We start from the raw sequence: 24,636 nt of genomic DNA on the forward strand, positions 1-24,636 counted from the left end.
AAGGAGTGAGCCGAATGAAAGTAAGCACCAAAGACAAAATTATTGAATCTGCTGTCATGCTCTTTAACCAAAAAGGATTTTCTGGCACGTCTGTCCGTGAAATCGCAAAGTCAGCTGATGTAAATGTTGCGCACATCTCCTACTATTTTAAAGGCAAGGGAGGTTTGATGGAACACTTAGTTTCAGAGTTTTACGAAGGCTACAGTAAAACGCTTGAAACAGCGGCAGGCAATATCTCTTCTCAAAGCACGCAAGAACAGCTTCTTCAATTGGTTTTCGATATTTTATCCTATCAGCACAATCATCGTCAATTAACTCGTTTTGTCTATCGGGAAGTCACGATTGACTCCACGTTAATCAGAGAAATTATGTCGACATATCTAATGAAGGAAAAGTATATCTTCCAGCTGATCATTGAGGAAGGAGAAAAACAGCGTGAACATTTAACGCTGCCGCTGCCCCATTTTATTCTCCAATTAAAATCTCTCTTGATGATGCCCTATCTCCAGCCTCAATATATTTCAGAAGTGCTCTACATGCAGCCGCACGAGCCGTACTTTTATAAAATGTATTTTGAAGAAATCAAGATTTGGATCAGAAGCGTCTTCCGGACAGGGGACGTGGCGCTTATCAATTAGCCTGCTCCGCAAACGCCTCATATGCGTATCCGACATCTCCCGCTTGATGGGCATCAGACCCGAACACAAGCGGGATCTTCTTTTGCTTCGCTTCATTCATCATCCAATCCTCAAGATAAATGCCTCCTGCGTACGTTTTTCTTAAGCCGGAAGTATTGAAGTCGAGCTCCATTCCGTTTTCTGCAATGGCATCCAGACACTGAAAAACGATTCCGCGAATATGTTCAGACATGCTGTACGGAAACAGCTTGATGAATTTTTGGACGAGTGTGATGTGACCGACTCTTTTTGGCTTATAGCTGCCAAGAGATGATACAATGGAGGAATAGATGCTGCGGTAATACCGCTCGTATACAGCTTCGATGCTTCCGCAGGCTGAAATCAGCTCTTTAAAGGTATGCTCATCATAATCAAGGCACAGATAGGAAGAACCTGCGCGCAAAAAATGAACGGATATGATGCTGTCATCTAAATATGGCCCGTATGTGTCCAGTAATAATTTAATTTCATCTTCAAATTCAGCAATATAATCGACCTCAAGCCCCGTATGTATGGCAAGCTGCCCGCGATATTCTTTTTTTAATCCGGAAATGTCATCGATGTAGCGTTCCAAAGAGGCTTGCGCCATCGCGCTGTCTTTCTGCGGCGTCGGATCAGTAAAAGAGGGCGGCAATGGGGCGTGTTCGGTAAAAGTAATCGATTCAAAGCCTTTTTTTAAGGCTTCTTCTGCATATTGTCTGAGTGTGTTGTTTGAGCCGTGAGGGCAAAATGGTGTGTGAATATGCCCGTCTCGCTTTTGCATTGGCGTCACCCCGTGAAAAAATAGTCAAATCCTGCCGATTTTGCACAAAAAGTTTTTGAATTCTGGTCAAAAAATGTTGGTTACATGGTATCATAATAACAATGAAAACGACAGTTTTTCTCAATACATATCCTGAAATCTTTCTGAATAAATAAAACACCCTGACAGATTAAGGTTAACAGCAAGGGGGCTCATTATGGAGTTTGTCATTGGATTATTAATTGTACTGCTTGCCCTGTTTGCGGCAGGCTACTTTTTCAGGAAAAAAATCTACGCTGATATTGACCGGCTGGAATCGTGGAAGATTGAAATTCTGAACCGGTCGATTGTGGAAGAAATGTCCAAAATTAAACATTTAAAAATGACGGGTCAGACAGAAGAGTTCTTTGAAAAGTGGCGTGAAGAATGGGATGAGATTGTCACAGCTCACATGCCGAAAGTTGAAGAGCTCCTTTATGATGCTGAGGAAAATGCAGACAAATACCGATTTAAAAAGGCCAATCAAGTGCTCGTTCATATCGACGACCTGCTGACCGCGGCGGAATCAAACATTGAAAAGATTCTGCGGGAAATCAGCGACCTTGTCACAAGTGAGGAAAAGAGCCGCGAAGAGATTGAACAGGTGAGAGAGCGCTATTCAAAATCGCGAAAAAACCTGTTGGCTTACAGCCACCTTTACGGGGAGCTTTATGACAGTCTTGAAAAGGATCTTGACGAAATTTGGAGCGGAATCAAACAATATGAAGAAGAAACAGAAGGCGGAAACTATATTACCGCACGAAAAGTGCTGCTTGAGCAGGACCGCAATCTTGAACGGCTTCAGTCATATATAGATGACGTGCCGAAGCTGCTGGCTGACTGCAAGCAGACGGTACCCGGCCAGATTGCAAAGCTCAAGGACGGCTATCGCGAAATGAAAGAGAAAGGGTATAAGCTTGAGCATATCCAGCTTGATAAGGAATTAGAAAATCTGTCAAATCAGTTGAAACGGGCGGAGCATGTCTTGATGACTGAGCTGGATATCGATGAAGCGTCCGCGATCCTGCAGCTCATAGACGAAAATATTCAATCTGTGTACCAGCAGTTGGAAGGTGAAGTCGATGCCGGCCAATCTGTGCTAAGCAAAATGCCTGAATTGATCATTGCTTATGACAAGCTGAAAGAGGATGAAGAGCATACAAAGGCGGAAACTGAGCTGGTGAAGGAAAGCTACAGACTGACAGCCGGCGAGCTCGGCAAACAGCAGGCTTTTGAAAAGCGCCTTGATGAAATTGGCAAGCTGCTCTCCTCGGTTAAAGATAAGCTCGATGCAGAGCATGTCGCCTACTCACTCTTAGTAGAAGAAGTTGCTTCAATAGAGAAGCAGATTGAAGAAGTGAAAAAAGAGCATGCTGAATACCGTGAAAAGCTGCAAGCGCTGAGAAAAGAAGAGCTTCAAGCGAGAGAGACGCTCAGCAATTTGAAAAAAACAATTTCTGAGACAGCAAGACTGCTGAAGACAAGCAATATTCCAGGCATTCCGAGTCATATTCAAGAAATGCTGGAAAACGCGCATCATCACATTCAAGAAACAGTCAACCAACTAAACGATCTTCCATTAAATATGGAAGAAGCCGGAGCCCATTTGAAGCAAGCAGAAGAGATCGTCAACAGGGCAAGCCGGGAATCAGAGGAACTTGTCGAGCAGGTCATCCTCATTGAAAAAATCATTCAGTTTGGAAACCGGTTCAGAAGCCAGAATCATATTTTATCTGAACAGCTGAAAGAAGCGGAAAGACGTTTTTATGAATTTGATTACAGTGAAGCGTATGAAATTGCAGCATCCACGGTTGAAAAAGCGGCTCCGGGTGCTGTTCAAAAAATAGAATCACAAAAGACTAAAGAGCATCAATATCAATAAAGTGTATACAAAAGGCCGAAGCATAAGTGCTTGGCCTTTTGTATGTATTGAGAATATAAAAAAGCCTTTTTGGATTTAGATCCAAAAAGGCTTTTCGTTTTCACTAGTTGATATCAGCTGGTTTTTTATTCGAACTGATAAGAGAAATCAGATAACCGGCAATGCCTCCAATGATAGCAGGGATGACCCAGCCGAATCCTAAGCTGTAAAGCGGTAGCGTATTGCTGAGAACTTTATTTAAAGAACCAAGCGGAATGCTTGCGGCATTCAGGCCGTCGATAATACTGAAAATACCAGTGGCGATTAAACAAAGAATATATACTTCACGTCTGCCTTTAAATAATTTTTCAATAAACGAAAGCAAAATGATAACAATTGCTAATGGATAAATAGCTGATAAAATAGGAACTGAGAATAAAATGATATTTGACAGCCCAAAGTTAGAAATAATAAAGCTGAACACAGTGACAATCGTTACAACGGTTTTATAAGATAAAGAAGGAATCAGCTTTGAGAAATAATTTCCGCATGAAGAGACAAGGCCGATGCTTGTTGTCAAGCACGCGAATAGGATAGCGACACCTAAAATGATATTTCCCAAAGACCCGAACAAGTGCTGCGATGATGCTGATAAAATTTTGCTTCCCGCACCAAGCAGACCGATAGATTCTGTGCTTGTTGCCCCTAAATATGCGAGTGAAACGTAAACAAGACCGAGTCCTGCTGCTGCAACAAGTCCCGCTTTAATACATACGGAAGCAACTGATTTACGATTGGTGATGCCTCTGTCCTTAACGGCATTAACAACGACAATTCCAAACACGATAGAAGCAAGTGCATCCATTGTTTTATAGCCTTCTAAAAATCCTTTAAACAATGATCCGGAAACATACGCTTCATGCGGTGACTGAATGCCCCCCATCGGCGTCACGATGCTTTTGATGACTACAATTGCGATAACAGCAAGTAAAATAGGTGTTAATACCTTGCCGATCCGGTCAACAAGCTTTGTAGGGTTTAAAGCTAGATAGTACGTAATAGCAAAGAAAATGAGCGTAAACAGAAGAAGTGTGAGCCATGACGGCATGCCGTCTACAAAAGGTACAGCCGCAATTTCATAAGAAACAGTGCCTGTTCGCGGAATCGCAAAAAGCGGTCCGATTGTTAAATAAAGAACAACTGTAAAAATAGTTCCAAAGACCGGATGTGCTTTATCAGCAAGGCCTTTGGCATCCGTACCTGTTAATGCAACAGCGACAACACCTAAAAGCGGCAGACCGACACCCGTCACGAGAAATCCTGCCATCGCTTTCCAAACATTTTCGCCGGCCGCTTGTCCAAGTTCCGGCGGAAATATCATATTTCCTGCGCCAAAGAACAAAGCGAAGAGCATAAGCCCGATGGCGATCGTTTCCTTGGCTGATAGTGTTGATTTCATAACGTATAAATCCTCCTAATTTCACTATGGTAGAATATTCTGTCAATTAATTGTCAGATAATATGACGAAAGTAACAAATTTAATTATAGGTGAATGTATGAAGAAGTCAATAGTAATTTTATTTACTTTTTCAGCACTAATTTGTTATGGTAACATATAAAATTAGTTTTGTATCGCTTTCATATTAAAGGAGTAAAAAGATGTTATATTTAGACAATAGTTCAACGACTAAACCTTACGATGAAGTCTTGAATACATATGAACAAACAAGCAGACGATATTTTGGAAATCCTTCATCTTTGCACCGGTATGGAGCTGAAACGGAACAGCTGCTTCAGGCAGCTAAACATCAGATAAAAAGGGCCTTAGGTCTAAAGAATTATGATATTGTATTTGCGTCAGGCGCTACAGAAGCTAATAATTTGGCTTTAAAAGGAGCCGCTTTGTCAAAAATAAAAGCAGGCAAACATATCATTGCCACTTCTATCGAGCATCCGTCTGTGGCGGAATCGTTAGAACAGCTGACAGAGTTATTCGGGTTTGACGTCACTTATCTTTCGGTGAATGAAGACGGATTTGTTTCAATTGAAGAACTGAAACAAGCCATCCGCCCGGATACCGTGCTTGTCAGCATGATGCATGTGAACAATGAAGTCGGTTCCGTGCAGCCGATTGAAGAGGCGGGGGAAGTGCTGAAAGAGCACCCGAACATTTTGTTCCACGTCGATTATGTGCAGGGCATCTATAAAGTGCCTTTGGCCATTGAAAAGGCCGGCATTGATCTTTGTTCGATTTCCGGGCATAAATTTCACGGCCTGAAGGGGACAGGCGCGCTTATCGTAAAAGAAGGAACACGCCTTATTCCGCTGATAACGGGTGGCTCTCAGCAAAAAGGCATTCGGGCCGGGACGGAACATATTGCGGGTGCGGTTTCGCTTGCCAAAGCCATTAATCTTGCGGCTGCCGATTTTGAAACGAGGCTTGGCACGATGACTGCCGCAAAAGAATGGTTTATGAAAAAGCTGAGTGAAACTGAAGGCGTCGTTGTCAACACGCCGCAAATAGATAGTGCGCCGCACATTATTAATTTCTCGGTTCCTGGGATTAAAGCAGAGGTGCTTTTACACATGCTCGAAGAACAGGATATATTCGTCTCAACAACATCGGCCTGCTCAGCAAAAGAACATAAGCCCAGCAAAGTTCTCTTACAGATGGGCAAGGGAGAGCAAATTGCCGGAAGCAGCATCAGAATCAGCTTAAACTACAGCCAGACAAGCGATGTGGCAGAACCGTTTATGAACGCGCTTCGTCCCGGCATCAAAAAATTAAAGAAAATGATGAGGTAGAACATGAATTACGATCATATATTAATTCGTTTTGGGGAAATATCAACCAAAGGCAAAAACAGAAAAAGTTTTATTGCGCGTTTAAAGCAAAACGTCAGACTCGTTTTGAAAGACTATCCGAACTTAAAATACTTTTCCAATCGTGACCGCATGACGATTACATTAAATGGAGAAGATCCGGAGGCTCTTTTTCCTCTTTTAAAGCAGGTGTTTGGCATTCAAAGCTTCAGCCTGGCGATTAAGTGTGACAGCCGCCTTGATGATATTAAGGCAACTGCTCTCCATGCTATTAAGAATCAGTATCAGCCTGGTGATACGTTTAAAGTCGCGACGAAGAGAGCGTATAAACAATTTGAGTTAGATACAAACCAAATGAACGCTGAAATCGGCGGCCATATTTTGAGAAATACAGAAGGATTGACGGTCGATGTCCGCAACCCTGACATCCCGCTCAGAATCGAAATCAGGGAGGAAGCGACCTTTTTGACGATTCGCGATGAAAAAGGTGCAGGCGGCCTGCCAGTCGGTTCAGCAGGCAAAGCAATGCTCATGCTTTCCGGCGGTTTTGACAGCCCTGTGGCCGGTTTTTATGCGATGAAACGGGGACTGTCGGTAGAAGCTGTTCATTTCTTCAGCCCGCCATACACAAGCGAGCGCGCAAAACAAAAGGTAATGGATCTGGCAAAATGCCTGTCCCGCTTTGGGGGAAGCATGACGCTTCATATCGTTCCGTTTACAAAAACGCAAGAGCTCATCCAAAAACAAATTCCTGAGAACTACACAATGACGGCAACCCGCCGCCTCATGCTTCAAATTGCCGACAGAATCCGAGAAAAGAGAAACGGACTTGCCATCATTACAGGAGAAAGCCTCGGTCAGGTAGCGAGCCAAACGCTTGAAAGCATGTATGCGATAAACGCGGTGACGTCAACACCGATTTTGCGTCCGTTGATCGGCATGGATAAAACAGACATCATCGAAAAGTCACGGGAAATCGGCACATATGAGACAAGCATTCAGCCGTTTGAAGACTGCTGCACGATCTTTACGCCGCCAAGCCCGAAAACACGTCCTAAAAAAGAAAAAATTGAACACTATGAAAGCTTTGTTGATTTTGAGCCGTATATCCAAGAAGCTGTTGAAAACATTGAGACAATGACGCTGTATAGCGAACAAGAAGCAAACGATAAATTCGCGGAACTCTTTTAACCAGCCGAAGCTTCTGTCTGTAATTACCAAAGTTTTTCTGTATGAAGCCATGTGTTTTAACACATTCTATACTCACAAGGAGGTGAGACACATGGCACAAAACAGTCAAAACGGTAACAGCAGTAACCAACTCCTAGTACCAGGAGCTGCTCAAGCCATCGACCAAATGAAATTAGAAATCGCTTCTGAATTCGGTGTAAACCTTGGAGCAGACACAACTTCTCGCGCTAACGGTTCTGTTGGAGGAGAGATCACAAAACGTCTTGTTTCTTTTGCTCAACAAAACATGGGCGGAGGACAATTCTAATTTACAATTTCACATAATGGCTTAGGAGTGGGGTTTTCCCCCACTCTTTTTCGTTTTTATATATAAAAAAGGACCATCCGACCTATAAAAACATATGTTTATCGAGCTGGTTTTTAGGCAAATCCTTACGGGAAGAGCCTGTATTTATGTATAATGGGAGGAGAAAGTGAGGAGTTGTTCGTGTTAAAACGAGAAGATTTAATTGCCCCTATGCAATATAATTTAGTGAATGAGATTGAAAAATTCAGTGCCGCTGGACAAAAAACCGCTCTTCTATGGGAGGATGAGTCTGGCAAGCAAGAATCTTGGTCATATGAAAAGCTGATGGAAGAAACAAATAAAATCGGAGCGGCTTTGGCTGATCTTGGATTTAAAAAAGGCGACAAGCTGATTGTAATGGTTCCGCGGGTGCTTGAAGCATATGCGGTTTATCTGGCTATCCTGAAATCAGGCATGGTTGTCATTCCGTGCTCCGAAATGCTTCGTGCGAAAGATCTTGAATACCGAATTGAACATGCAGAAGTGAAAGGCGCTATTGTCTATTCTGCGTTTATCGGCGCCTTCCGTGATGTCAGTACTGCTGACAAACTGATTAAGCTGTCTATTGGCGAAAACGATGCCGGCTGGAAGAATCTCTTATCGATTGAAGCGGACGGAAGCCGATTCCAAACAGCTGACACAACAAGAGAAGATATGGCCTTCTTATCTTACACCTCCGGAACAACAGGTCAGCCTAAAGGTGTTGTACATACGCACGGTTGGGCATTTGCTCATTTAAAAACATCGGCCGGCGCTTGGCTTGATATTTCTGAAAAGGATACTGTCTGGGCAACTGCTGCACCAGGCTGGCAAAAGTGGGTATGGAGCCCGTTTTTAGCTGTGCTAGGCAGCGGAGCAACGGGTTTTGTGTACCAAGGCAGATTCAAAGCAGAAACATATCTAGAACTTTTAAGCCGCTACAAAATCAATGTCTTCTGCTGTACGCCGACGGAATACCGCTTAATGGCGAAGGTTGAAGGCTTGGACCGCTATGATCTTTCCGCCCTGCACAGTGCCGTTTCCGCAGGCGAACCGCTTAACCGTGAAGTCATTGATGTTTTTCAAAAGCACTTCGGCATTAAGGTGCGGGACGGATATGGCCAAACAGAAAGCACGCTTTTAGTCGGTGTCTTAAAAGACATGGATATTAAACCAGGAAGCATGGGAAAACCGACACCGGGAAATCAGGTGGAGATCATTAATGAAGCCGGTGAAATCTGTAAAACTGGTGAGGTTGGCGATATCGCTGTCCACCTCAGCACGCCGGCGCTCTTTAAAGAATATTACAAAGACCCGGAAAGAATGAAAACACAAATTCGCGGCGATTATTTCCTAACAGGAGACAGAGCAAAAAAAGATGAAGAAGGTTACTTTTGGTTTGAAAGCCGAAACGACGATATCATTATCAGCTCCGGCTACACGATCGGGCCCTTTGAAGTGGAAGACGCGCTCGTTAAGCACCCCGAAGTAAAAGAATGTGCTGTTGTCGCAAGCCCTGATGAAATCAGAGGTTCCATCGTTAAGGCGTATGTTGTCCTGCAGGATCACGAAAAACGCAGTGATGAGCTTGTCAAAGTCCTGCAAAATCATGTGAAGACCATTACCGCTCCGTACAAATATCCTAGAGAAATTGAATTTGTGGAAAGCCTGCCGAAAACGGCTTCTGCAAAAATCAGACGAGTGGAATTAAGAAAACGTGAAGAACAGCTCAAAGCTAATAAAAAGGCGTAAAGAAAGAGAGTGGACGTGAAGTGAAGGCGATATGGCACGGCGGTTTCATTTATACGATGCTCGAAGAAGGCGATCGGACAGAGGCGGTTTATGTTGAGGATGGTGTCATAAAAGGCACCGGCAGCCATGAGCGTCTGAAGAAAAAATACGGGTCCCCGGACACAGAAGAAATCAGCCTGAACGGGGCAGTGATGTTTCCCGGATTTGTCGACAGCCATTTACACTTGATCGGCCACGGCGAGAAACAGCTTCAGCTCGATCTGTCTGCGCTGACGTCGAAAGAAGCTGTTTTACAGGCTGTCAAGGAAAGAGAGCGTCAGTATCCTGAAGGCGATTGGCTCATTGGAGAAGGCTGGAATGAAAATCAATTTGAGACACCGGACTATTTGACCAAGCATGATCTTGATCGTTTATTTCCAGACAGGCCCGTCTTGCTTAAGCGGGTATGCCGGCATGCAATAACTGTTAATTCTGCGGCTCTTCAAGCGGCAGGGATTTCAAGAAACACTTCTGACCCTGACGGCGGAGTCATCGTAAAAGATGAAAATGGAGAGCCGACCGGGCTTCTGTTTGATAAGGCGCAGGATCTGATTCTAAAGGCTGTCCCGCCAGTCTCCCAGCACTATGTTGATGAGGCGCTCACAGCTGCGATAGAGGATTGCTGGTCAAAAGGCCTGACGGGCGGACATTCGGAAGACTTGTCCTATTATGGTGATGTTTCGGTGCCGATGAAAGCTTATGAGAAAACTGCCGCTAGCGGAAAGTATCCGTTTCGCTGTCATTTGCTCGTTCATCATGAAGCGGTCGATCGATGGGAGCAGCTGGAGAAGCCGTCGGGCCCGTATGTGGAATTCGGTGCCATGAAAATATTTGCTGACGGGGCGCTTGGCGGGAGAACGGCTTTATTGAAAGAACCATATCACGACGATCCATCCACTAATGGTGTTCAGGTTCATGATGATGAAACCCTTGGCCGGCTTATTCGAAAAGCGAGAGAAAAAGGCATGGAGGTTGCCGTTCATGCGATCGGCGATCTTGCGTTTGAAAAAGTGCTGAACGCAATTGAAAAGCAACCGCCCCGAAACGGCCGGCATGATCGGCTGATTCATGCTCAAGTGCTCAATGACGAATTAATTGAAAAAGCGGCACGCATGCCGATCGCACTTGATATTCAGCCTCATTTCGTCACCAGTGATTTTCCTTGGGTCATTGACCGTCTCGGAAAAGGCAGGATGAAAACTGCCTTTGCATGGAAAACGCTGATGTCCAAAGGCATTTTATGCGCGGGCGGCTCAGACGCCCCGATTGAGCCTGCTGACCCGCTTCTTGGCATCCAGTCCGCGGTGCTCCGAAAAAGCACCCGTGAACAGAACGGGCCAAGCTATAATGAAAGCGAATGTTTAACGGTGTATGAAGCGATTAAGCTCTATACAGAAGGAAGCGCCGGGATCATTTATAAAGACAATTCACGCGGAAAAATTGCCGAGGGCTATGACGCGGATTTTACGGTTCTCAGCGATGATCCATTTGCAATTGATCCTGCACAGCTTCATCTTCTGGACATTAAAAAAACCGTGATCAACGGCCAGATTGTATATGAGAAGTCATAAAAGGACAGGCGGGCAGCCTGTCCTTTTCATTTTCTATAAAAAAGTACGCTTCACTTTCTCCCAAAATGAATTGTCCTTTAGTTTGACTGTTTTGATTTTTTTGTCAGACAGTTTGATTTCGATCGTTTTCACGTTTCTCGTACTGAGTGCTTCATTGTCCAAACCGATGATCGGGTGCTCATTGCCGTCTTGCATTACACGAAGGGTCAGCTTTCGGTCAGAGCTGAGGACAAATGGCGAGCCGAGTGTCCGATAGGTGTTATTGTTAAGGGATGCAAGCTCAGATACCTGTATGCACGGAAGCAGCGGGTCAACAACTGCTCCTGCGACAGACTTGTTATATGCGGTGCTGCCTGTCGGCGTTGAGATGATCATACCGTCTCCTCTAAACGTTTCAAAGTGCAGATCATCAATCAACACGTCCATCACAAAGGTTTTAATAATGCTTGAACGGATGGAAACCTCGTTTAAGCAGTGAAAAGGGCTGGCGTTATCCACTGTCACTTCAATCAGCGGATATTTTCTGACTTCTATTTGTTCAAACGTCATTGCATCGACCATTTTTCCATGATCATCACTATGAAAGTCGCAATATAAATGAGCTTTCCCCTTTTTGGTAATGCCGACGTACAAGCAATCGTCACGGAAATTCGTTTTTCTGACTGCTTGCAAAAATGTGCCGTCCCCGCCAATGCTTGCGATAATATTGGCGTCTGAAGGCTGATTCACAACCGTAAATCCATGCTCTTCAGCCAATTGTGTTAACATGCTGGTTTGTTCGTTTGTTTTCTGGTCCTGTTTGTGAAAAAAATAAACATTACGGCGTTGATCGGTCATATCCCATTTCCCCTTTAGCTGTCATATTTAAGTTTTTCTGTCATTTAGTATTTGTGATAAAATACCTTTGGCCATAAGTGTACCACGTTTGGCGGCAGCCCGTTAAGCCAGAGCTTTCTCATTGATTGAAACATTTTTGATATTGAATCGTATTATGAGAGAGTTTGGGAAAAAGGAGGAGAAAAAAATGAATGCAAAAAGATGGATCGCATTAGTGATTGCCCTGGGGATTTTCGGCGTTTCCATCATCGTCAGTATCTCAATGAGTTTCTTTGAAAGCGTCAAAAGCGCTCAAACGGATCTCTCATCACTGACGGATGAATCGCAGGAAAAGACGCTGGAAAACGGCAGTCTCTCAAGTAAAATTGCCGTATTGGAGGTCAGCGGCACCATTCAGGATAATGGGGATTCAAGCAGTCTGCTCGGATCAGGCGGATATAACCACAGAACGTTCTTAAAAAACCTTGAGCGTGCAAAAGAAGACAAGACAGTTAAAGGCATCGTTCTGAAAGTGAATTCTCCGGGCGGCGGAGTATATGAAAGTGCTGAAATACATAAGAAGCTGGAAGAGATCAAGAAAGAAACAAAAAAACCGATTTACGTGTCAATGGGATCGATGGCAGCATCCGGCGGCTATTACATCTCGACGGCGGCTGATAAGATTTTTGCGACCCCGGAAACCTTAACTGGGTCACTCGGCGTCATTATGGAAAGTGTTAATTATTCTAAGCTTTCTGATAAGCTCGGAATTTCTTTTGAAACGATTAAGAGCGGGGCCCATAAGGATATTATGTCTCCTTCCCGTGAGATGACGAAAGAAGAAAAGAACATCATGCAATCTATGGTTGATCATTCTTATGAAGGATTTGTTGATGTCATTTCTGAAGGCCGCGGCATGTCGAAAGCGGAGGTAAAGAAAATTGCGGACGGACGTGTGTATGACGGACGGCAGGCGAAAAAACTGAAGCTCGTTGATGAACTTGGTTTTTATGACGATACCATTTCAGCGATGAAAAAGGATCATAAGGATTTAAAAAACGCCTCTGTCATTTCTTACGAGGAAAGCTTAGGATTAGGCTCGCTGTTTTCCATGGGCGCCAACAAAATGTTTAAGAGTGAAATCGATTTTCTTAATATGAGAGAAATTCTTTCACAATCCGGTTCGCCGAGAATGATGTATCTCTATGCGAAGTAGGAGGGATCAATAATGGATGTGACATATGAAGAGTTTGAGCGCAATGACATCAAAGGCCCGCAAGAAGCGGAGCAGCTGACACATGCTTATGCGGGCTTTTGGGTTCGTTTCTGGGCTTTCCTGCTTGATTGGCTCGTTGTATGGGGATTAAACCATTTACTTGTTTCTCCCCTCTTTACCGTATTGGATCTGCCGAAAACATCCGGCATGTTTACCTTCTCGGCCTACAGTGTGACTACGCTTGTAGTGTTTCTTGCCTATTTTGCCCTGCTGACAAAGTTCTTCAGGCAGACGCTTGGAAAAATGGTGTTCGGCCTCAAAGTGGTTTCTGTGAAACCGGACCATAAGCTGACATGGAGTACAGTGATTTTTCGTGAAGTAGTCGGACGGTATATTGATAAGATTTGGATTTTATATATCGTCGTTGCTTTTTCACCTACAAAACAGGGGATTCATGACTACATCGCGGACACGACTGTGGTGCATGAAAAACTATATCGCAAATAACCGATAAACCCGGACCTCGTCCGGGTTTATTTTTTTCTGGATTGGCGATAATGCTCCTAGAGGAAGTGAAGAATATGGTATATGTGCTGACAGCCATTCTTATTCTTATAGGTATCGTGCTGCTTCTCAGAATGAAAGTACATGTTGCGGTCGAGTATCTTCATGCCGAGGATAACGACAAACTGACCTTGAAGATTACGACGCTGTTTGGCCTGATCCGGGTCAAAAAATCAATCCCGGCCATTAAGGTGAACAAAGCTGACGGAACAGTTGACATCAAACAAAAATCAAAATCCAAAGTGAAAGAAAGCAGCGGCAAGCAAAAAATCACATTTGATGATGTGCAGCAAAGTATCCATAAAATCGAAATGCTTCTGCACCAGGTCAAAAATTTACGGAAAATCAACGCGACTTTTTTGGCGCATTTACATATCACAAAACTCGAATGGGTTACAATCGTGGGAATTCATGACGCAGCAGTAACAGGCGTGTTAACAGGTGCTGTATGGGGTGTGAAAGGCGGTATCGCTGCGATGCTGTATGAGCATCTGGATTTTGTGGAGAAACCCGTCTATGAAGTGATCCCGTCGTTTCAAGTCCCTGTCTCCAAGACCCATTTTCAGTGTATATTCTTTTTTCGCTTTGGACATGCTATGCTTGCAGCTTTCAAATTCGTCAAATACGGACGGGAGTTATCCGCATTAAAGAAGAATCCGTCGTCTCGAATGACTTCAAAGAATGATTCATCAGTTTAAGGAGGAAGCGTATATGGCAGACCATCCCATTCAAGGTTTAATGAAAACCGCAATGGAAAACTTGAAGGAAATGATTGATGTTAACACCATCATCGGAGACCCGGTGGAAACGCCGGATGGAAGCGTGATTTTAACGGTCTCTAAAGTTGGATTCGGATTCGCTGCAGGCGGAAGTGAGTTTGGCGGTAAGCCGGCAGAAAAGAAATCCGGAGACGATGAGACAAGAGAACAAAAACTCCCTTTCGGAGGCGGAAGCGGAGGCGGTGTGTCCATTACACCGATCGCGTTTTTAATTGTCGGATCGACCGGCATCAGAATGCTTCATTTAGATGAAAACACTCATTTGATCGAGAAAATTTTAGACGCAGCTCCTCAAACACTAGAGCGCATCCAGCAAATGTTTAAGAAAAACAACAAGAACCAAGGCCAAAACCAAAACCAAAACCAAAACCCAAATCAAATGAACAATATGAACAATATGAATTATTAAAGAAGGGTTAACTGCGGCCGCCGCAGTTAACTTTTTTTTGGCATAAACTTTGCAGTTTGCAGGAAACTTTACTATGATAGAGACATACATACAAAAGGGAGGAATTATAATGGCTGAAATTACATTTAAAGGCGGTCCGGTTACACTTGTCGGACAAGAAGTGAAAGTAGGGGATCAAGCTCCTGATTTCACAGTGCTGACTAACAGCCTTGAAGAAAAATCGTTAGCTGATATGAAAGGAAAGGTAACGATTATTTCTGTTATCCCTTCAATTGACACAGGTGTTTGTGATGCGCAAACACGCCGTTTTAACGAAGAAGCAGCAAGGCTTGGAGATGTCAACGTCTACACAATCAGTGCAGACCTTCCATTTGCACAAGCTCGCTGGTGCGGCGCTAACGGAATTGACAAAGTAGAAACGCTGTCTGACCACAGAGACATGTCATTTGGCGAAGCGTTCGGTGTGTATATTAAAGAACTTCGTCTGCTTGCGCGTTCCGTATTTGTCCTTGATGAGAATGGAAAAGTCGTTTACGCAGAATATGTAAGTGAAGCAACAAACCACCCGAACTATGAAGAGCCAATCGAGGCTGCCAAGGCATTAGTGAAGTAAGCAGGGAAGAAGCTCCAGGCTGCCGCCGGAGCTTTTTTTATGGCAAGGAGGAACACATATGCAAAAAGACCATGTGGGCGCGGTGTACGAGCTGTTAGACGAAGCCGCGATCATCATAAAGAATGAATGGCAAATTTCATATATAGAGGCGCTGGCTGAAGCGGGAGAAATGTATTTTCTTGAAAAAACGAATCAGCTGAAACTGTCTGATGAGAAAACCGAACAGCTTCAGGCTCTGCTTGAAAAAGCGGAATTCGGCACATATGAGCACGAGTGGGTGCGCAAAGCTTTTCAGCTGTCTGTCCTGAAAGGCCTGAAAGATATCTCTCATCCGAACAGACAGATGACGCCGGACACGATCGGGCTTTTCATCAGTTATTTGGTGAATAAGTTTATGGCGGGCCAAAAGGAACTTACGGTCCTTGATCCGGCTGTCGGAACGGGAAACCTTCTGTTCACCGTGCTGAACCAGCTGTCTGAAAAAACGGCGAATAGCTTTGGCATTGAAATTGATGACGTACTGCTGAAGATCGCGTATGCCCAAGCGAACCTTTTGAAAAAAGAGCTTGAGCTGTTCCATCAGGACAGCCTTGAGCCGCTGTTTATCGATCCTGTTGACACGGTCATATGCGATCTGCCGGTCGGCTATTATCCGAATGACGAAGGAGCAGAAGCGTTTGAGCTCAAAGCGGACGAAGGCCATTCCTTCGCACATCATCTGTTTATAGAACAGAGCCTCAAACATACCAAACCGGGCGGCTATTTATTTTTTATGATCCCGAATCATTTGTTTGAGAGCTCCCAAAGCGACAAGCTGAAACAGTTTTTTAAAGAAAAGGTTCATATCAACGCCCTTTTGCAGCTGCCAAAGTCTATTTTTAAAGAAGAGGCTCATGCCAAAAGCATCCTTGTGCTCCAGAAAAAAGGAGAGGGGACGAAAACGCCGGGGCAAATTCTGCTTGCGAATCTTCCGTCTTTCTCCAATCAGAAGGCGATGCTTGATATGATGGCTCAAATAGATGCGTGGGTTGGAAAAGAAAAATAGATGTCGAATAGCAGCTTAGGCGGCCGTCATACGATGGATGCCTAAGCTGTTTTTATTGTGGCACTTGATGACCGGACGGGCGAATTGAATCAAGTTTTGAAACACAAAATATAGAAGGGAAAACCGCAAGATGTAAGCGTTTGTCAATTCAAAACCTATAGGTAATATGTCTGAAAATAACGACTTCTCACTGTAAGCGTTATCAATATACAAGTTGACTTGAAATGCCGACATGACAATGTTTAAATGGAAAAGTCAGATATTTTTCGGAGAAGAAGATGATATTCACCGGGAAAAAAGTACGAAAAAAAGAAGTTGTTGATACAGAGTATAAAGGAGCGTCAATCATGTCCAAAATTATTGCAATTAACGCAGGAAGCTCGTCTTTGAAATTTCAGCTTTTCGAAATGCCTTCAGAAACGGTTTTAACGAAGGGTTTAGTTGAACGAATTGGTATCGCCGACAGTGTATTTACGATATCTGTAAACGGCGAAAAAAATACAGAAGTAACTGATATTCCGGATCATGCGGTAGCGGTTAAAATGCTGCTGAATAAGCTAACGGAATTCGGCATTATTAAAGATTTGAATGAAATTGACGGAATCGGCCACCGTGTCGTGCACGGCGGAGAAAAATTCAGCGATTCTGTCTTATTAAGTGATGAAACCATTCAAGAAATTGAAGATATTTCTGAATTGGCACCGCTTCACAATCCGGCGAATATCGTTGGAATTAAAGCGTTCAAAGAAGTGCTTCCAAATGTTCCTGCGGTTGCTGTTTTTGATACGGCATTCCACCAAACTATGCCTGAACAGTCTTACCTGTACAGCCTGCCTTATGAATACTATGAAAAATTCGGCATCCGTAAATACGGCTTCCACGGCACTTCACATAAATATGTGACTGAGCGTGCAGCAGAGCTTCTTGGCCGTCCGTTAAAAGACTTACGCCTGATTTCCTGCCACCTTGGAAACGGCGCTAGTATTGCTGCTGTTGAAGGCGGAAAATCAATTGATACATCTATGGGCTTTACGCCGCTTGCCGGTGTGGCAATGGGTACACGCTCTGGAAACATCGACCCCGCCCTGATCCCATACATCATGGAGAAAACAGGCCAGACAGCTGACGAAGTACTGAATACATTAAACAAAAAAAGCGGACTGCTCGGCATCTCCGGTTTCTCAAGCGATCTTCGTGACATCGTTGAAGCAACCAAAGAAGGAAATGAGCGTGCAGAAACGGCCCTTGAAGTCTTCGCGAGCAGAATCCACAAATACATCGGTTCTTACGCTGCAAGAATGAGCGGTGTCGATGCGATCATCTTTACTGCCGGTATCGGTGAAAACAGTGTGGAAGTCAGAGAGCGCGTTCTTCGCGGCTTAGAATTCATGGGCGTTTACTGGGATACTGCGCTTAATAACGTACGCGGCGAGGAAGCTTTCATCAGCTATCCGCATTCTCCAGTAAAAGTCATGATCATTCCGACTGATGAAGAAGTCATGATTGCGCGCGACGTTACCCGTTTAGCAAAATAAATCGTTTTTAAAGAGCACATTCACTTGAATGTGCTTTTTTGTTCATGCATGATAATGACAGAAAAAATAAAAGAGGTGAGCTGATGAGCGTTCAAGAGCATAAACAAGAAGCGCCCGATATCGTTCGGTGCAAAGTGATCACAGTCAGTGACACGAGGACGAAAGAAACGGATAAAAGCGGCAAGCTGATGATCTCATTTTTAGAAGAAGCCGGTCATCACATTGCCGCCTATGAAATTGTAAAAGATGAAAAGGATGCTTTGCAGCGGGCTGTCCTTGCCGGCTGCATGGATGAACAGACAGACGCGGTACTCTTAAACGGAGGGACTGGCATAGCAAATCGGGACGTCACCATTGAAGCCATTTCGCCGCTGTTTTCAAAAGAACTGCCCGGCTTTGGAGAAATATTCAGAATGCTGAGTTATACAGAGGATATCGGCTCAGCCGCAATCCTATCGAGAGCGACTGCCGGCGTTATCCAGCATACAGCTGTTTTCTCAACACCAGGCTCAAGCGGCGCGGTAAAGCTGGCAATGAATAAGCTGATTATTCCCGAACTTGCACATGTCGTCAGAGAAATCAGAAAAGACAAGTAAATGAATAAATACTAAAAAACTTCACCTGGAAATTCAGGTGAAGTTTTTTTAATAAAAGGCTTGAAAAAACGAAAAGTACTTGTTAAAGTGTATACATACAAAATGTATTTTTATTAAATAAAATTTATTTTTATACAAAAAAGAAACATGGCTGAGAGGAGATTTTTATCATGTCAGAACAGAAAAAAGTTGTATTAGCATACTCAGGAGGCCTTGATACCTCCGTTGCAATAAAATGGCTTCAGGAGCAAGGGTATAATGTGATCGCCTGCTGCCTGGACGTCGGTGAAGGCAAGGATTTGGCATTTGTTCAGCAGAAAGCGCTGGAAGTAGGCGCGACAAACTCCTACGTGATCGATGCAAAAGAAGAATTCGCACAGGACTACGCGCTTATCTCTTTGCAGGCTCATACGATGTATGAAGGAAAATATCCGCTCGTTTCCGCATTATCTCGGCCGCTGATTGCGAAAAAACTGGTTGAAATCGCTGAAAAAGAAGATGCACAGGCGATTGCGCACGGATGCACAGGGAAAGGGAATGACCAGGTTCGTTTCGAGGTCTCTATTAAATCATTAAATCCTGATCTTGAAGTCATCGCGCCGGTTCGGGAATGGCAATGGTCACGTGAAGAAGAAATTGAATATGCGGCAAGCCGCGGCATTCCGATTCCGATCAATCTTGACAGCCCATATTCTATCGACCAAAACCTATGGGGACGCGCAAACGAGTGCGGCATTTTAGAAGATCCATGGGCGGCTCCGCCTGAAGGTGCATACGATCTAACAGCTCCGCTGGAAAAAACGCCGGACACGCCGGAAGTGATTGAAATTGCGTTTGAGCAAGGCGTGCCTGTATCCATTGACGGCGTAGCCTACTCGCTTTCTGAACTGATTTTGAAGCTGAATGAAATGGCAGGCGCTCACGGTGTCGGTCGTATCGACCACGTGGAAAACCGCCTTGTCGGCATTAAATCCCGTGAAGTATACGAATGCCCAGGTGCAATGACACTGATCAAAGCGCATAAAGAATTGGAAGATTTGACGCTGGTAAAAGAGGTAGCCCACTTTAAACCGATCATCGAGCAAAAAATGTCAGAAATCATTTACAACGGCTTATGGTTTTCTCCGTTAAAAGACGCGCTGCACGCTTTCTTAAAAGAAACGCAACAGCATGTCACAGGCATTGTTCGCGTCAAGCTGTTTAAAGGCCATGCGATTGTAGAAGGACGCAAATCAGAATACTCTCTATATGATGAAAAACTTGCAACATATACAAAAGACGATGCGTTTGATCACCATGCGGCAATCGGGTTTATCGAGCTTTGGGGACTTCCGACAAAAGTGAACAGCATCGTGAAAAAGAAGGAGCAGATGAAAGCATGAAAAAGCTTTGGGGAGGCCGATTCCAAAAAACACCGGAAAAATGGGTCGACGAGTTCGGCGCGTCCATATCATTTGACCAAAATTTAGTGAATGAAGACATTACAGGGTCTCTCGCACATGCTGCCATGCTGAAAAAATGCGGAATCCTTACAGCGGAAGAAGAGCTGAAAATCCGTGAGGGACTAAATACCCTTCTGCAAAAAGCAGAGGAGGGGGCATTGCAATTCTCAGTCGATTATGAGGACATTCATTTGAACATTGAGAAAATGCTTATTGACGAAATCGGCCCTCTCGGAGGCAAGCTGCATACCGGAAGAAGCCGGAATGATCAGGTGGCGACTGACATGCATTTATATTTGAAAAATCATGTCGATCACATCATTGAGCTGATTGAGGCGTTCCAAAACGCGCTGATCGAAAAGGCGGAAGCGAATGTCGAAACGATTCTGCCGGGCTACACACATTTGCAGCGCGCCCAGCCGATTTCATTCGCTCACCATTTGCTTGCGTATTTCTGGATGCTGGAGCGCGACAAGGAGCGCTTTCAGGATTCAATGAAGCGGATTAACAAATCTCCGCTTGGCTGCGGAGCGCTCGCGGGAACAACCTTCCCGATCGACCGTGATTATTCAGCAGAACTGCTCGGTTTTGATTCCATCTATGAAAACAGCCTGGACGGCGTCAGCGACAGAGATTTCATTTTGGAGTTTTTAAGCAACAGCAGTACGCTGATGATGCACCTATCCCGTTTCTCTGAAGAGATCATTCTCTGGTGCTCTCAGGAGTTTAAATTCATCGAGCTTGACGATACGTACGCAACGGGAAGCAGCATGATGCCGCAAAAGAAAAACCCTGATATGGCAGAGCTGATCCGCGGCAAAACGGGACGCGTATACGGCGATATGATGGGGCTGTTTACGATCATGAAAGGCCTTCCGCTCGCTTACAACAAAGACCTACAGGAAGACAAAGAAGGCATGTTTGACACGGTGAAAACGGTCGAGGGGAGCCTGCAAATCTTCACAGGCATGATCGAAACAATGACTGTAAACAAAGAGAATATGAAGCAAGCGACAAAACAAGACTTTTCAAATGCGACAGAACTGGCCGATTATTTAGCGAAAAAAGGAATGCCGTTCAGAGAGGCGCATGAAGTGGTCGGGAAACTTGTGTACACATGCATCGAAAAAGGGATCTATTTAAGCAATATGCCGTTTGGCGATTTTCAGCAGGCGAGCCCGCTCTTTGAAGAAGATATTTACACTGTGTTAGACCCCTACCACGCAGTAGAAAAAAGAATGAGCGCCGGAGGCACCGGGTTCAAACAGGTAGAGCAGGCGCTTGGAAAAGCGAAAGCTTGCGTGGCAGCAGGCGTTTGTTAAAATTTCCTTCATAAAATCCCGTCATTATAGCCAACCTATTTCTATAATGATGGGAGGCAGGATGATGAAAAAAGAACCGGAACGCTATATTTATGATGATCAAGAAAGTCAGGAGACAACAAGGCTCATTTCAGAAGCATATCAAAGCGGTTATGTGGGTATGTCTGATCAGGAGCCTTCATCTTCTGAGGATTAAGCTGTCTGTACAGGCAGCTTTTTTTGTATGTCAAAGTGTAAAAAGTGATATTGAAGGCCTTTTATAGTAAAGTAGAAGAAGAAACACTTTATTGAAAGCGGCGACGTTGCTTTGGGAGGTATTCATGTGCGACATGCTTTAATTACTGCCGGTTCGAAGGGTTTAGGCCGAAAAGTGACTGAGATGTTGCTTGCAAAGGGGTATTCAGTAACAGTCAATTACAGGCGGGATGAGGAGGCTGTCAGCCGCCTGAAGGAAGCCTGTCCTGATTGCCTTGACCGGCTGCAATTTGTAAAAGGTGATGTCACCAAAAAAGAAGATCTGCTCCGTATTGCAGAGGCTGCCTTAAACCGCTTCGGAAGGATCGACTTTTTGATTAACAACGCGGGACCATACATATTTGAACGTAAAAAGTTAGCCGATTATACTGATAATGAATGGTACGGTATGCTGGAAGGGAATTTAAGCGCCGTCTTTCATTTATTCAAAGCGGTTATTCCGACCATGAGACAACAACAGTTCGGACGCATCATCACATACGGATTTCAAGGTGCGGCGCACGCGCCAGGCTGGCTTCACCGATCGGCATTTGGCGCTGCGAAAGTGGGTTTGGCTTCTTTGACGAAGACCATTGCCATTGAAGAAGCCGAATTCGGCATAACCGCCAACATGGTTTGCCCGGGAGATATTGTGGGCGATATGAAGGAAGCGTCAATAGAGGAAGCCAGAAAGCGAATTGGCAAAGAAAAAACGCCGATAGGAAGGTCGGGCACAGGCGAGGATATCGCCCGGATTATCGCTTTCTTGTGTGAAGGGAACTCAGACCTTGTGACAGGGACTGTCATTGAAGCCACCGGAGGCCTCAATGTCATTAATAAGAATCAATCGACATAAGTTTTTCAGTTTCTTGAAAAGGGAAAATATAAAATCAACATAATGTGACGAGGTGAAAGAAATGAAAGTGACATATCACGGACATTCTGTTATCACAGTGGAAACGAAGGAGCATCATATGATATTTGACCCGTTTTTGACAGGGAATTCGTTAACGGATCTAAAGCCGGAGGATGTAAAAGCAGACGTCATCTTGTTGACGCACGGACACAATGATCATGTCGGCGACACAGAACAAATTGCCAAGCAAAACAACGCGCTGGTTGTAGCTCCGAACGAGCTCGCCGTGTACTTAGGCTGGAAAGGCTTGAATGTTCATCCAATGCACATCGGCGGCTCCCGCCAGTTCGATTTTGGAAAAGTGAAGCTCACACAGGCTTTTCACGGATCAGCCATCACAGATGAAGAAAACAAAACGATCACTTACACAGGCATGCCAGCCGGTATTTTGCTGACTGTGGAAGATAGAACGATTTTCCACGCCGGCGATACGGCTCTTTTCTCTGATATGAAGCTGATTGGCGAATTGAATCATATTGACCTTGCCTTCCTGCCGATTGGCGATAACTTTACGATGGGGCCTGAAGACGCCAAGCTTGCCGCTGAATGGCTGCGGGCAAAACAGGTCGTGCCGGTTCATTACAATACATTCCCGGTCATCGAACAAGACCCTGAGGCATTCGCTGACAGCCTGCCGGGCGGAGTCGGTAAAGTCATGGCGGTCGGTGAGACGATTGAGCTTTAACCGGCTGAAAACATCTCCTGATTCATCAGGAGATGTTTTTTTTATTTTTCCCGCTCATTGCGTACAAATCCTCCGAGCCCTTATAATAAAAGCAGAAGACTGTCCTTAGAGGTGAAAGGCTTGGCAACGAAGCATGAACAAATTTTAACGTATATTGATTCACTCCCTGTCGGTGAAAAAATTTCTGTGCGAAGAATTGCAAAGGAAATGAAAGTAAGCGAAGGGACCGCATACAGAGCGATCAAGGAAGCAGAGAATAAAGGGTTTGTCAGCACGATTGAACGTGTGGGCACAATCCGGATTGAGCAAAAGAAAAAAGAGAATATTGAAAAGCTTACCTATGCAGAGGTTGTAAATGTCATAGACGGACAGGTGCTCGGGGGCCGGGCCGGACTCCATAAGACATTAAATAAATTTGTCATCGGCGCGATGGAACTGGACGCGATGATGCGATACACCGCAGCGGGGAATCTTCTGATTGTCGGAAACAGAATCAATGCGCACAGACAGGCGCTTGAAGCGGGCGCGGCTGTATTGGTGACCGGGGGCTTCAACACGGATGACAGTATTGTACAGCTGGCAGATGAGCTTGAGCTGCCGATTTTATCCACGAGCTATGACACCTTTACAGTAGCCGCAATGATTAACCGGGCGATTTATGACCAGCTGATCAAAAAAGAAATCGTTTTGGTGGAGGACATTCTAACGCCAGCTGACCGTACGGTATATCTTTCGCCTAAGGATAAACTTGAAAAATGGTATGAGAAAAACTTTGAAACGGGGCACGGCCGGTTCCCAGTTGTCGACGATCAGATGAAAATCCACGGCATCTTGACATCGAAAGATATTGCCGGCCATGAGCGAAACGCATCCATCGAAAAGGTCATGACCAAAAATCCCGTCACGGTTATTGGGAAAACATCTGTCGCCTCGGCGGCGCAAATGATGGTATGGGAAGGGATTGAAGTGCTTCCCGTTACTGATGGCCACCAAAAACTGATCGGCATGATCAGCCGCCAAGACGTGTTAAAAGCCCTTCAAATGATTCAAAAGCAGCCGCAGGTCGGGGAAAAGCTTGATGATATCGTTTCAAGGGGATTTAAAGATGAGGATGATGATAAAGAGGGTCAAACGGTTTACGAGTATGAAGTCACGCCGCAGATGACAAACCAGCTCGGAACAATTTCTTATGGTGTGTTTACAACCATTTTGACGCAAGCGGCAAACCGGTTTTTGCGCTCGAAAAAACGCGGTGAACTCGTAATAGAAAGCATCACCATTTTCTTTTTAAAGCCTGTGCAGATGGAATCGGTCATCGAAGTCAAACCGCGCATTTTGGAGGCCGGCAGAAAGTTTGGAAAAATGGAAGTTGAAGTGCACAGCCAAGGCCATATCGCGTCTAAAGCGATGCTGATGGTTCAGCTGATGGAAAGAAGCTAAGGG

24 protein-coding genes are annotated in these 24,636 nt (G+C 44.7%); 21 read left to right on the top strand and 3 right to left on the bottom strand.

Annotated features, from left to right (window positions below; translation table 11 throughout):
- Positions 1–14 precede the first annotated feature (14 nt).
- Entirely contained in the window at positions 15–638 is a 624-nt protein-coding gene (refZ, locus tag ACMX2I_RS06650) for a transcriptional regulator RefZ (protein WP_003223478.1), read from the top strand.
- Here refZ and hisJ read toward each other — a convergent pair.
- Positions 631–1,440 (bottom strand): histidinol-phosphatase HisJ, encoded by an 810-nt coding sequence (gene hisJ / locus ACMX2I_RS06655; protein WP_202326912.1) that lies wholly within the window; start codon positions 1,438–1,440, stop codon positions 631–633. The two genes, refZ and hisJ, sit on opposite strands and share 8 nt — an antisense overlap.
- A gap of 196 nt (positions 1,441–1,636) precedes the next feature.
- Here hisJ and ezrA point away from each other — a divergent pair, with 196 nt between their 5' ends.
- The gene (ezrA, locus tag ACMX2I_RS06660) at positions 1,637–3,340 is read left to right on the top strand and encodes a septation ring formation regulator EzrA (RefSeq protein ID WP_414956515.1); all 1,704 of its coding nucleotides are present in this window, start codon (positions 1,637–1,639) and stop codon (positions 3,338–3,340) included.
- 103 nt (positions 3,341–3,443) lie between these two features.
- Here ezrA and brnQ read toward each other — a convergent pair whose 3' ends face one another.
- Complete coding sequence (gene brnQ / locus ACMX2I_RS06665) at positions 3,444–4,778, bottom strand: branched-chain amino acid transport system II carrier protein (RefSeq protein ID WP_414956516.1); 1,335 nt, start codon at positions 4,776–4,778, stop codon at positions 3,444–3,446.
- A 201-nt stretch (positions 4,779–4,979) separates the two neighbouring features.
- Between brnQ and ACMX2I_RS06670 the strand changes: the two genes are divergently transcribed.
- The 5 genes from ACMX2I_RS06670 to ACMX2I_RS06690 all read left to right on the top strand — a co-directional run bounded on the left by ACMX2I_RS06670 (position 4,980) and on the right by ACMX2I_RS06690 (position 11,021).
- Complete coding sequence (locus ACMX2I_RS06670) at positions 4,980–6,125, top strand: cysteine desulfurase family protein (RefSeq protein ID WP_414956517.1); 1,146 nt, start codon at positions 4,980–4,982, stop codon at positions 6,123–6,125.
- A 3-nt stretch (positions 6,126–6,128) separates the two neighbouring features.
- A complete protein-coding gene (gene thiI, locus ACMX2I_RS06675; RefSeq protein ID WP_414956518.1) occupies positions 6,129–7,334 on the top strand; it encodes a tRNA uracil 4-sulfurtransferase ThiI in 1,206 nt (401 codons plus the stop codon).
- Between the two features lie 91 nt (positions 7,335–7,425).
- Positions 7,426–7,641 carry an alpha/beta-type small acid-soluble spore protein gene (locus ACMX2I_RS06680; RefSeq protein ID WP_010329658.1) on the top strand — a complete coding sequence of 72 codons (216 nt, stop codon included), beginning with the start codon at positions 7,426–7,428 and terminating at the stop codon, positions 7,639–7,641.
- Between the two features lie 180 nt (positions 7,642–7,821).
- On the top strand, positions 7,822–9,411 hold the full coding sequence (gene mbcS / locus ACMX2I_RS06685; protein WP_414956520.1) for an acyl-CoA synthetase MbcS: 1,590 nt from the start codon (positions 7,822–7,824) through the stop codon (positions 9,409–9,411).
- Between the two features lie 20 nt (positions 9,412–9,431).
- The gene (locus tag ACMX2I_RS06690; RefSeq protein ID WP_414956521.1) at positions 9,432–11,021 is read left to right on the top strand and encodes an amidohydrolase; all 1,590 of its coding nucleotides are present in this window, start codon (positions 9,432–9,434) and stop codon (positions 11,019–11,021) included.
- A gap of 33 nt (positions 11,022–11,054) precedes the next feature.
- Here ACMX2I_RS06690 and ACMX2I_RS06695 read toward each other — a convergent pair whose 3' ends face one another.
- On the bottom strand, positions 11,055–11,858 hold the full coding sequence (locus ACMX2I_RS06695) for an NAD kinase (protein WP_414956522.1): 804 nt from the start codon (positions 11,856–11,858) through the stop codon (positions 11,055–11,057).
- Between the two features lie 187 nt (positions 11,859–12,045).
- Between ACMX2I_RS06695 and sppA the strand changes: the two genes are divergently transcribed.
- From sppA to ACMX2I_RS06765, 14 genes are all read left to right on the top strand, one after another.
- Complete coding sequence (gene sppA / locus ACMX2I_RS06700) at positions 12,046–13,053, top strand: signal peptide peptidase SppA (protein WP_414956523.1); 1,008 nt, start codon at positions 12,046–12,048, stop codon at positions 13,051–13,053.
- A 12-nt stretch (positions 13,054–13,065) separates the two neighbouring features.
- A complete protein-coding gene (locus ACMX2I_RS06705) occupies positions 13,066–13,560 on the top strand; it encodes an RDD family protein (RefSeq protein WP_087992445.1) in 495 nt (164 codons plus the stop codon).
- A 74-nt stretch (positions 13,561–13,634) separates the two neighbouring features.
- Complete coding sequence (locus ACMX2I_RS06710; RefSeq protein WP_394715731.1) at positions 13,635–14,315, top strand: DUF2953 domain-containing protein; 681 nt, start codon at positions 13,635–13,637, stop codon at positions 14,313–14,315.
- A gap of 13 nt (positions 14,316–14,328) precedes the next feature.
- The gene (gene ytfJ / locus ACMX2I_RS06715; protein WP_414956524.1) at positions 14,329–14,805 is read left to right on the top strand and encodes a GerW family sporulation protein; all 477 of its coding nucleotides are present in this window, start codon (positions 14,329–14,331) and stop codon (positions 14,803–14,805) included.
- Positions 14,806–14,914: 109 nt separating this feature from the next.
- The gene (tpx, locus tag ACMX2I_RS06720) at positions 14,915–15,418 is read left to right on the top strand and encodes a thiol peroxidase (protein WP_414956525.1); all 504 of its coding nucleotides are present in this window, start codon (positions 14,915–14,917) and stop codon (positions 15,416–15,418) included.
- A gap of 58 nt (positions 15,419–15,476) precedes the next feature.
- Complete coding sequence (locus ACMX2I_RS06725) at positions 15,477–16,463, top strand: class I SAM-dependent methyltransferase (protein WP_414956526.1); 987 nt, start codon at positions 15,477–15,479, stop codon at positions 16,461–16,463.
- A 347-nt stretch (positions 16,464–16,810) separates the two neighbouring features.
- On the top strand, positions 16,811–17,998 hold the full coding sequence (locus ACMX2I_RS06730) for an acetate kinase (RefSeq protein ID WP_087992440.1): 1,188 nt from the start codon (positions 16,811–16,813) through the stop codon (positions 17,996–17,998).
- Between the two features lie 83 nt (positions 17,999–18,081).
- Positions 18,082–18,594, top strand: a complete 513-nt coding sequence (locus ACMX2I_RS06735; RefSeq protein WP_414956527.1) for a MogA/MoaB family molybdenum cofactor biosynthesis protein — start codon at positions 18,082–18,084, stop codon at positions 18,592–18,594.
- A gap of 170 nt (positions 18,595–18,764) precedes the next feature.
- Positions 18,765–19,976 carry an argininosuccinate synthase gene (locus ACMX2I_RS06740; RefSeq protein ID WP_148962333.1) on the top strand — a complete coding sequence of 404 codons (1,212 nt, stop codon included), beginning with the start codon at positions 18,765–18,767 and terminating at the stop codon, positions 19,974–19,976.
- Positions 19,973–21,358, top strand: coding sequence for an argininosuccinate lyase (gene argH, locus ACMX2I_RS06745; protein ID WP_414956528.1), 1,386 nt, complete (start codon positions 19,973–19,975; stop codon positions 21,356–21,358). The genes ACMX2I_RS06740 and argH overlap by 4 nt, the downstream gene beginning before the upstream one ends.
- 64 nt (positions 21,359–21,422) lie before the next feature.
- Positions 21,423–21,554 carry a hypothetical protein gene (locus tag ACMX2I_RS06750; protein ID WP_414956529.1) on the top strand — a complete coding sequence of 44 codons (132 nt, stop codon included), beginning with the start codon at positions 21,423–21,425 and terminating at the stop codon, positions 21,552–21,554.
- Between the two features lie 126 nt (positions 21,555–21,680).
- Complete coding sequence (locus ACMX2I_RS06755; RefSeq protein ID WP_414956530.1) at positions 21,681–22,448, top strand: SDR family oxidoreductase; 768 nt, start codon at positions 21,681–21,683, stop codon at positions 22,446–22,448.
- Between the two features lie 61 nt (positions 22,449–22,509).
- Positions 22,510–23,193, top strand: a complete 684-nt coding sequence (locus ACMX2I_RS06760; protein ID WP_289347867.1) for a metal-dependent hydrolase — start codon at positions 22,510–22,512, stop codon at positions 23,191–23,193.
- A gap of 120 nt (positions 23,194–23,313) precedes the next feature.
- Positions 23,314–24,633, top strand: coding sequence for a DRTGG domain-containing protein (locus ACMX2I_RS06765; protein ID WP_414956531.1), 1,320 nt, complete (start codon positions 23,314–23,316; stop codon positions 24,631–24,633).
- The last annotated feature ends 3 nt before the right edge of the window (positions 24,634–24,636 follow it).

This window comes from Bacillus sp. SW14 (assembly GCF_047608225.1).
Lineage (GTDB): Bacteria > Bacillota > Bacilli > Bacillales > Bacillaceae > Bacillus > Bacillus subtilis_G.

Bases quoted from the DNA above. Each gene is read 5' to 3' on its own strand.
- refZ (WP_003223478.1), top strand. From the start codon at position 15: ATGAAAGTAAGCACCAAAGACAAAATTATTGAATCTGCTGTCATGCTC.
- hisJ (WP_202326912.1), bottom strand. From the start codon at position 1,440: ATGCAAAAGCGAGACGGGCATATTCACACACCATTTTGCCCTCACGGC.
- ezrA (WP_414956515.1), top strand. From the start codon at position 1,637: ATGGAGTTTGTCATTGGATTATTAATTGTACTGCTTGCCCTGTTTGCG.
- brnQ (WP_414956516.1), bottom strand. From the start codon at position 4,778: ATGAAATCAACACTATCAGCCAAGGAAACGATCGCCATCGGGCTTATG.
- ACMX2I_RS06670 (WP_414956517.1), top strand. From the start codon at position 4,980: ATGTTATATTTAGACAATAGTTCAACGACTAAACCTTACGATGAAGTC.
- thiI (WP_414956518.1), top strand. From the start codon at position 6,129: ATGAATTACGATCATATATTAATTCGTTTTGGGGAAATATCAACCAAA.
- ACMX2I_RS06680 (WP_010329658.1), top strand. From the start codon at position 7,426: ATGGCACAAAACAGTCAAAACGGTAACAGCAGTAACCAACTCCTAGTA.
- ACMX2I_RS06695 (WP_414956522.1), bottom strand. From the start codon at position 11,858: ATGACCGATCAACGCCGTAATGTTTATTTTTTTCACAAACAGGACCAG.
- sppA (WP_414956523.1), top strand. From the start codon at position 12,046: ATGAATGCAAAAAGATGGATCGCATTAGTGATTGCCCTGGGGATTTTC.
- ACMX2I_RS06705 (WP_087992445.1), top strand. From the start codon at position 13,066: ATGGATGTGACATATGAAGAGTTTGAGCGCAATGACATCAAAGGCCCG.
- ACMX2I_RS06710 (WP_394715731.1), top strand. From the start codon at position 13,635: ATGGTATATGTGCTGACAGCCATTCTTATTCTTATAGGTATCGTGCTG.
- ytfJ (WP_414956524.1), top strand. From the start codon at position 14,329: ATGGCAGACCATCCCATTCAAGGTTTAATGAAAACCGCAATGGAAAAC.
- tpx (WP_414956525.1), top strand. From the start codon at position 14,915: ATGGCTGAAATTACATTTAAAGGCGGTCCGGTTACACTTGTCGGACAA.
- ACMX2I_RS06725 (WP_414956526.1), top strand. From the start codon at position 15,477: ATGCAAAAAGACCATGTGGGCGCGGTGTACGAGCTGTTAGACGAAGCC.
- ACMX2I_RS06730 (WP_087992440.1), top strand. From the start codon at position 16,811: ATGTCCAAAATTATTGCAATTAACGCAGGAAGCTCGTCTTTGAAATTT.
- ACMX2I_RS06735 (WP_414956527.1), top strand. From the start codon at position 18,082: ATGAGCGTTCAAGAGCATAAACAAGAAGCGCCCGATATCGTTCGGTGC.
- ACMX2I_RS06740 (WP_148962333.1), top strand. From the start codon at position 18,765: ATGTCAGAACAGAAAAAAGTTGTATTAGCATACTCAGGAGGCCTTGAT.
- argH (WP_414956528.1), top strand. From the start codon at position 19,973: ATGAAAAAGCTTTGGGGAGGCCGATTCCAAAAAACACCGGAAAAATGG.
- ACMX2I_RS06750 (WP_414956529.1), top strand. From the start codon at position 21,423: ATGAAAAAAGAACCGGAACGCTATATTTATGATGATCAAGAAAGTCAG.
- ACMX2I_RS06760 (WP_289347867.1), top strand. From the start codon at position 22,510: ATGAAAGTGACATATCACGGACATTCTGTTATCACAGTGGAAACGAAG.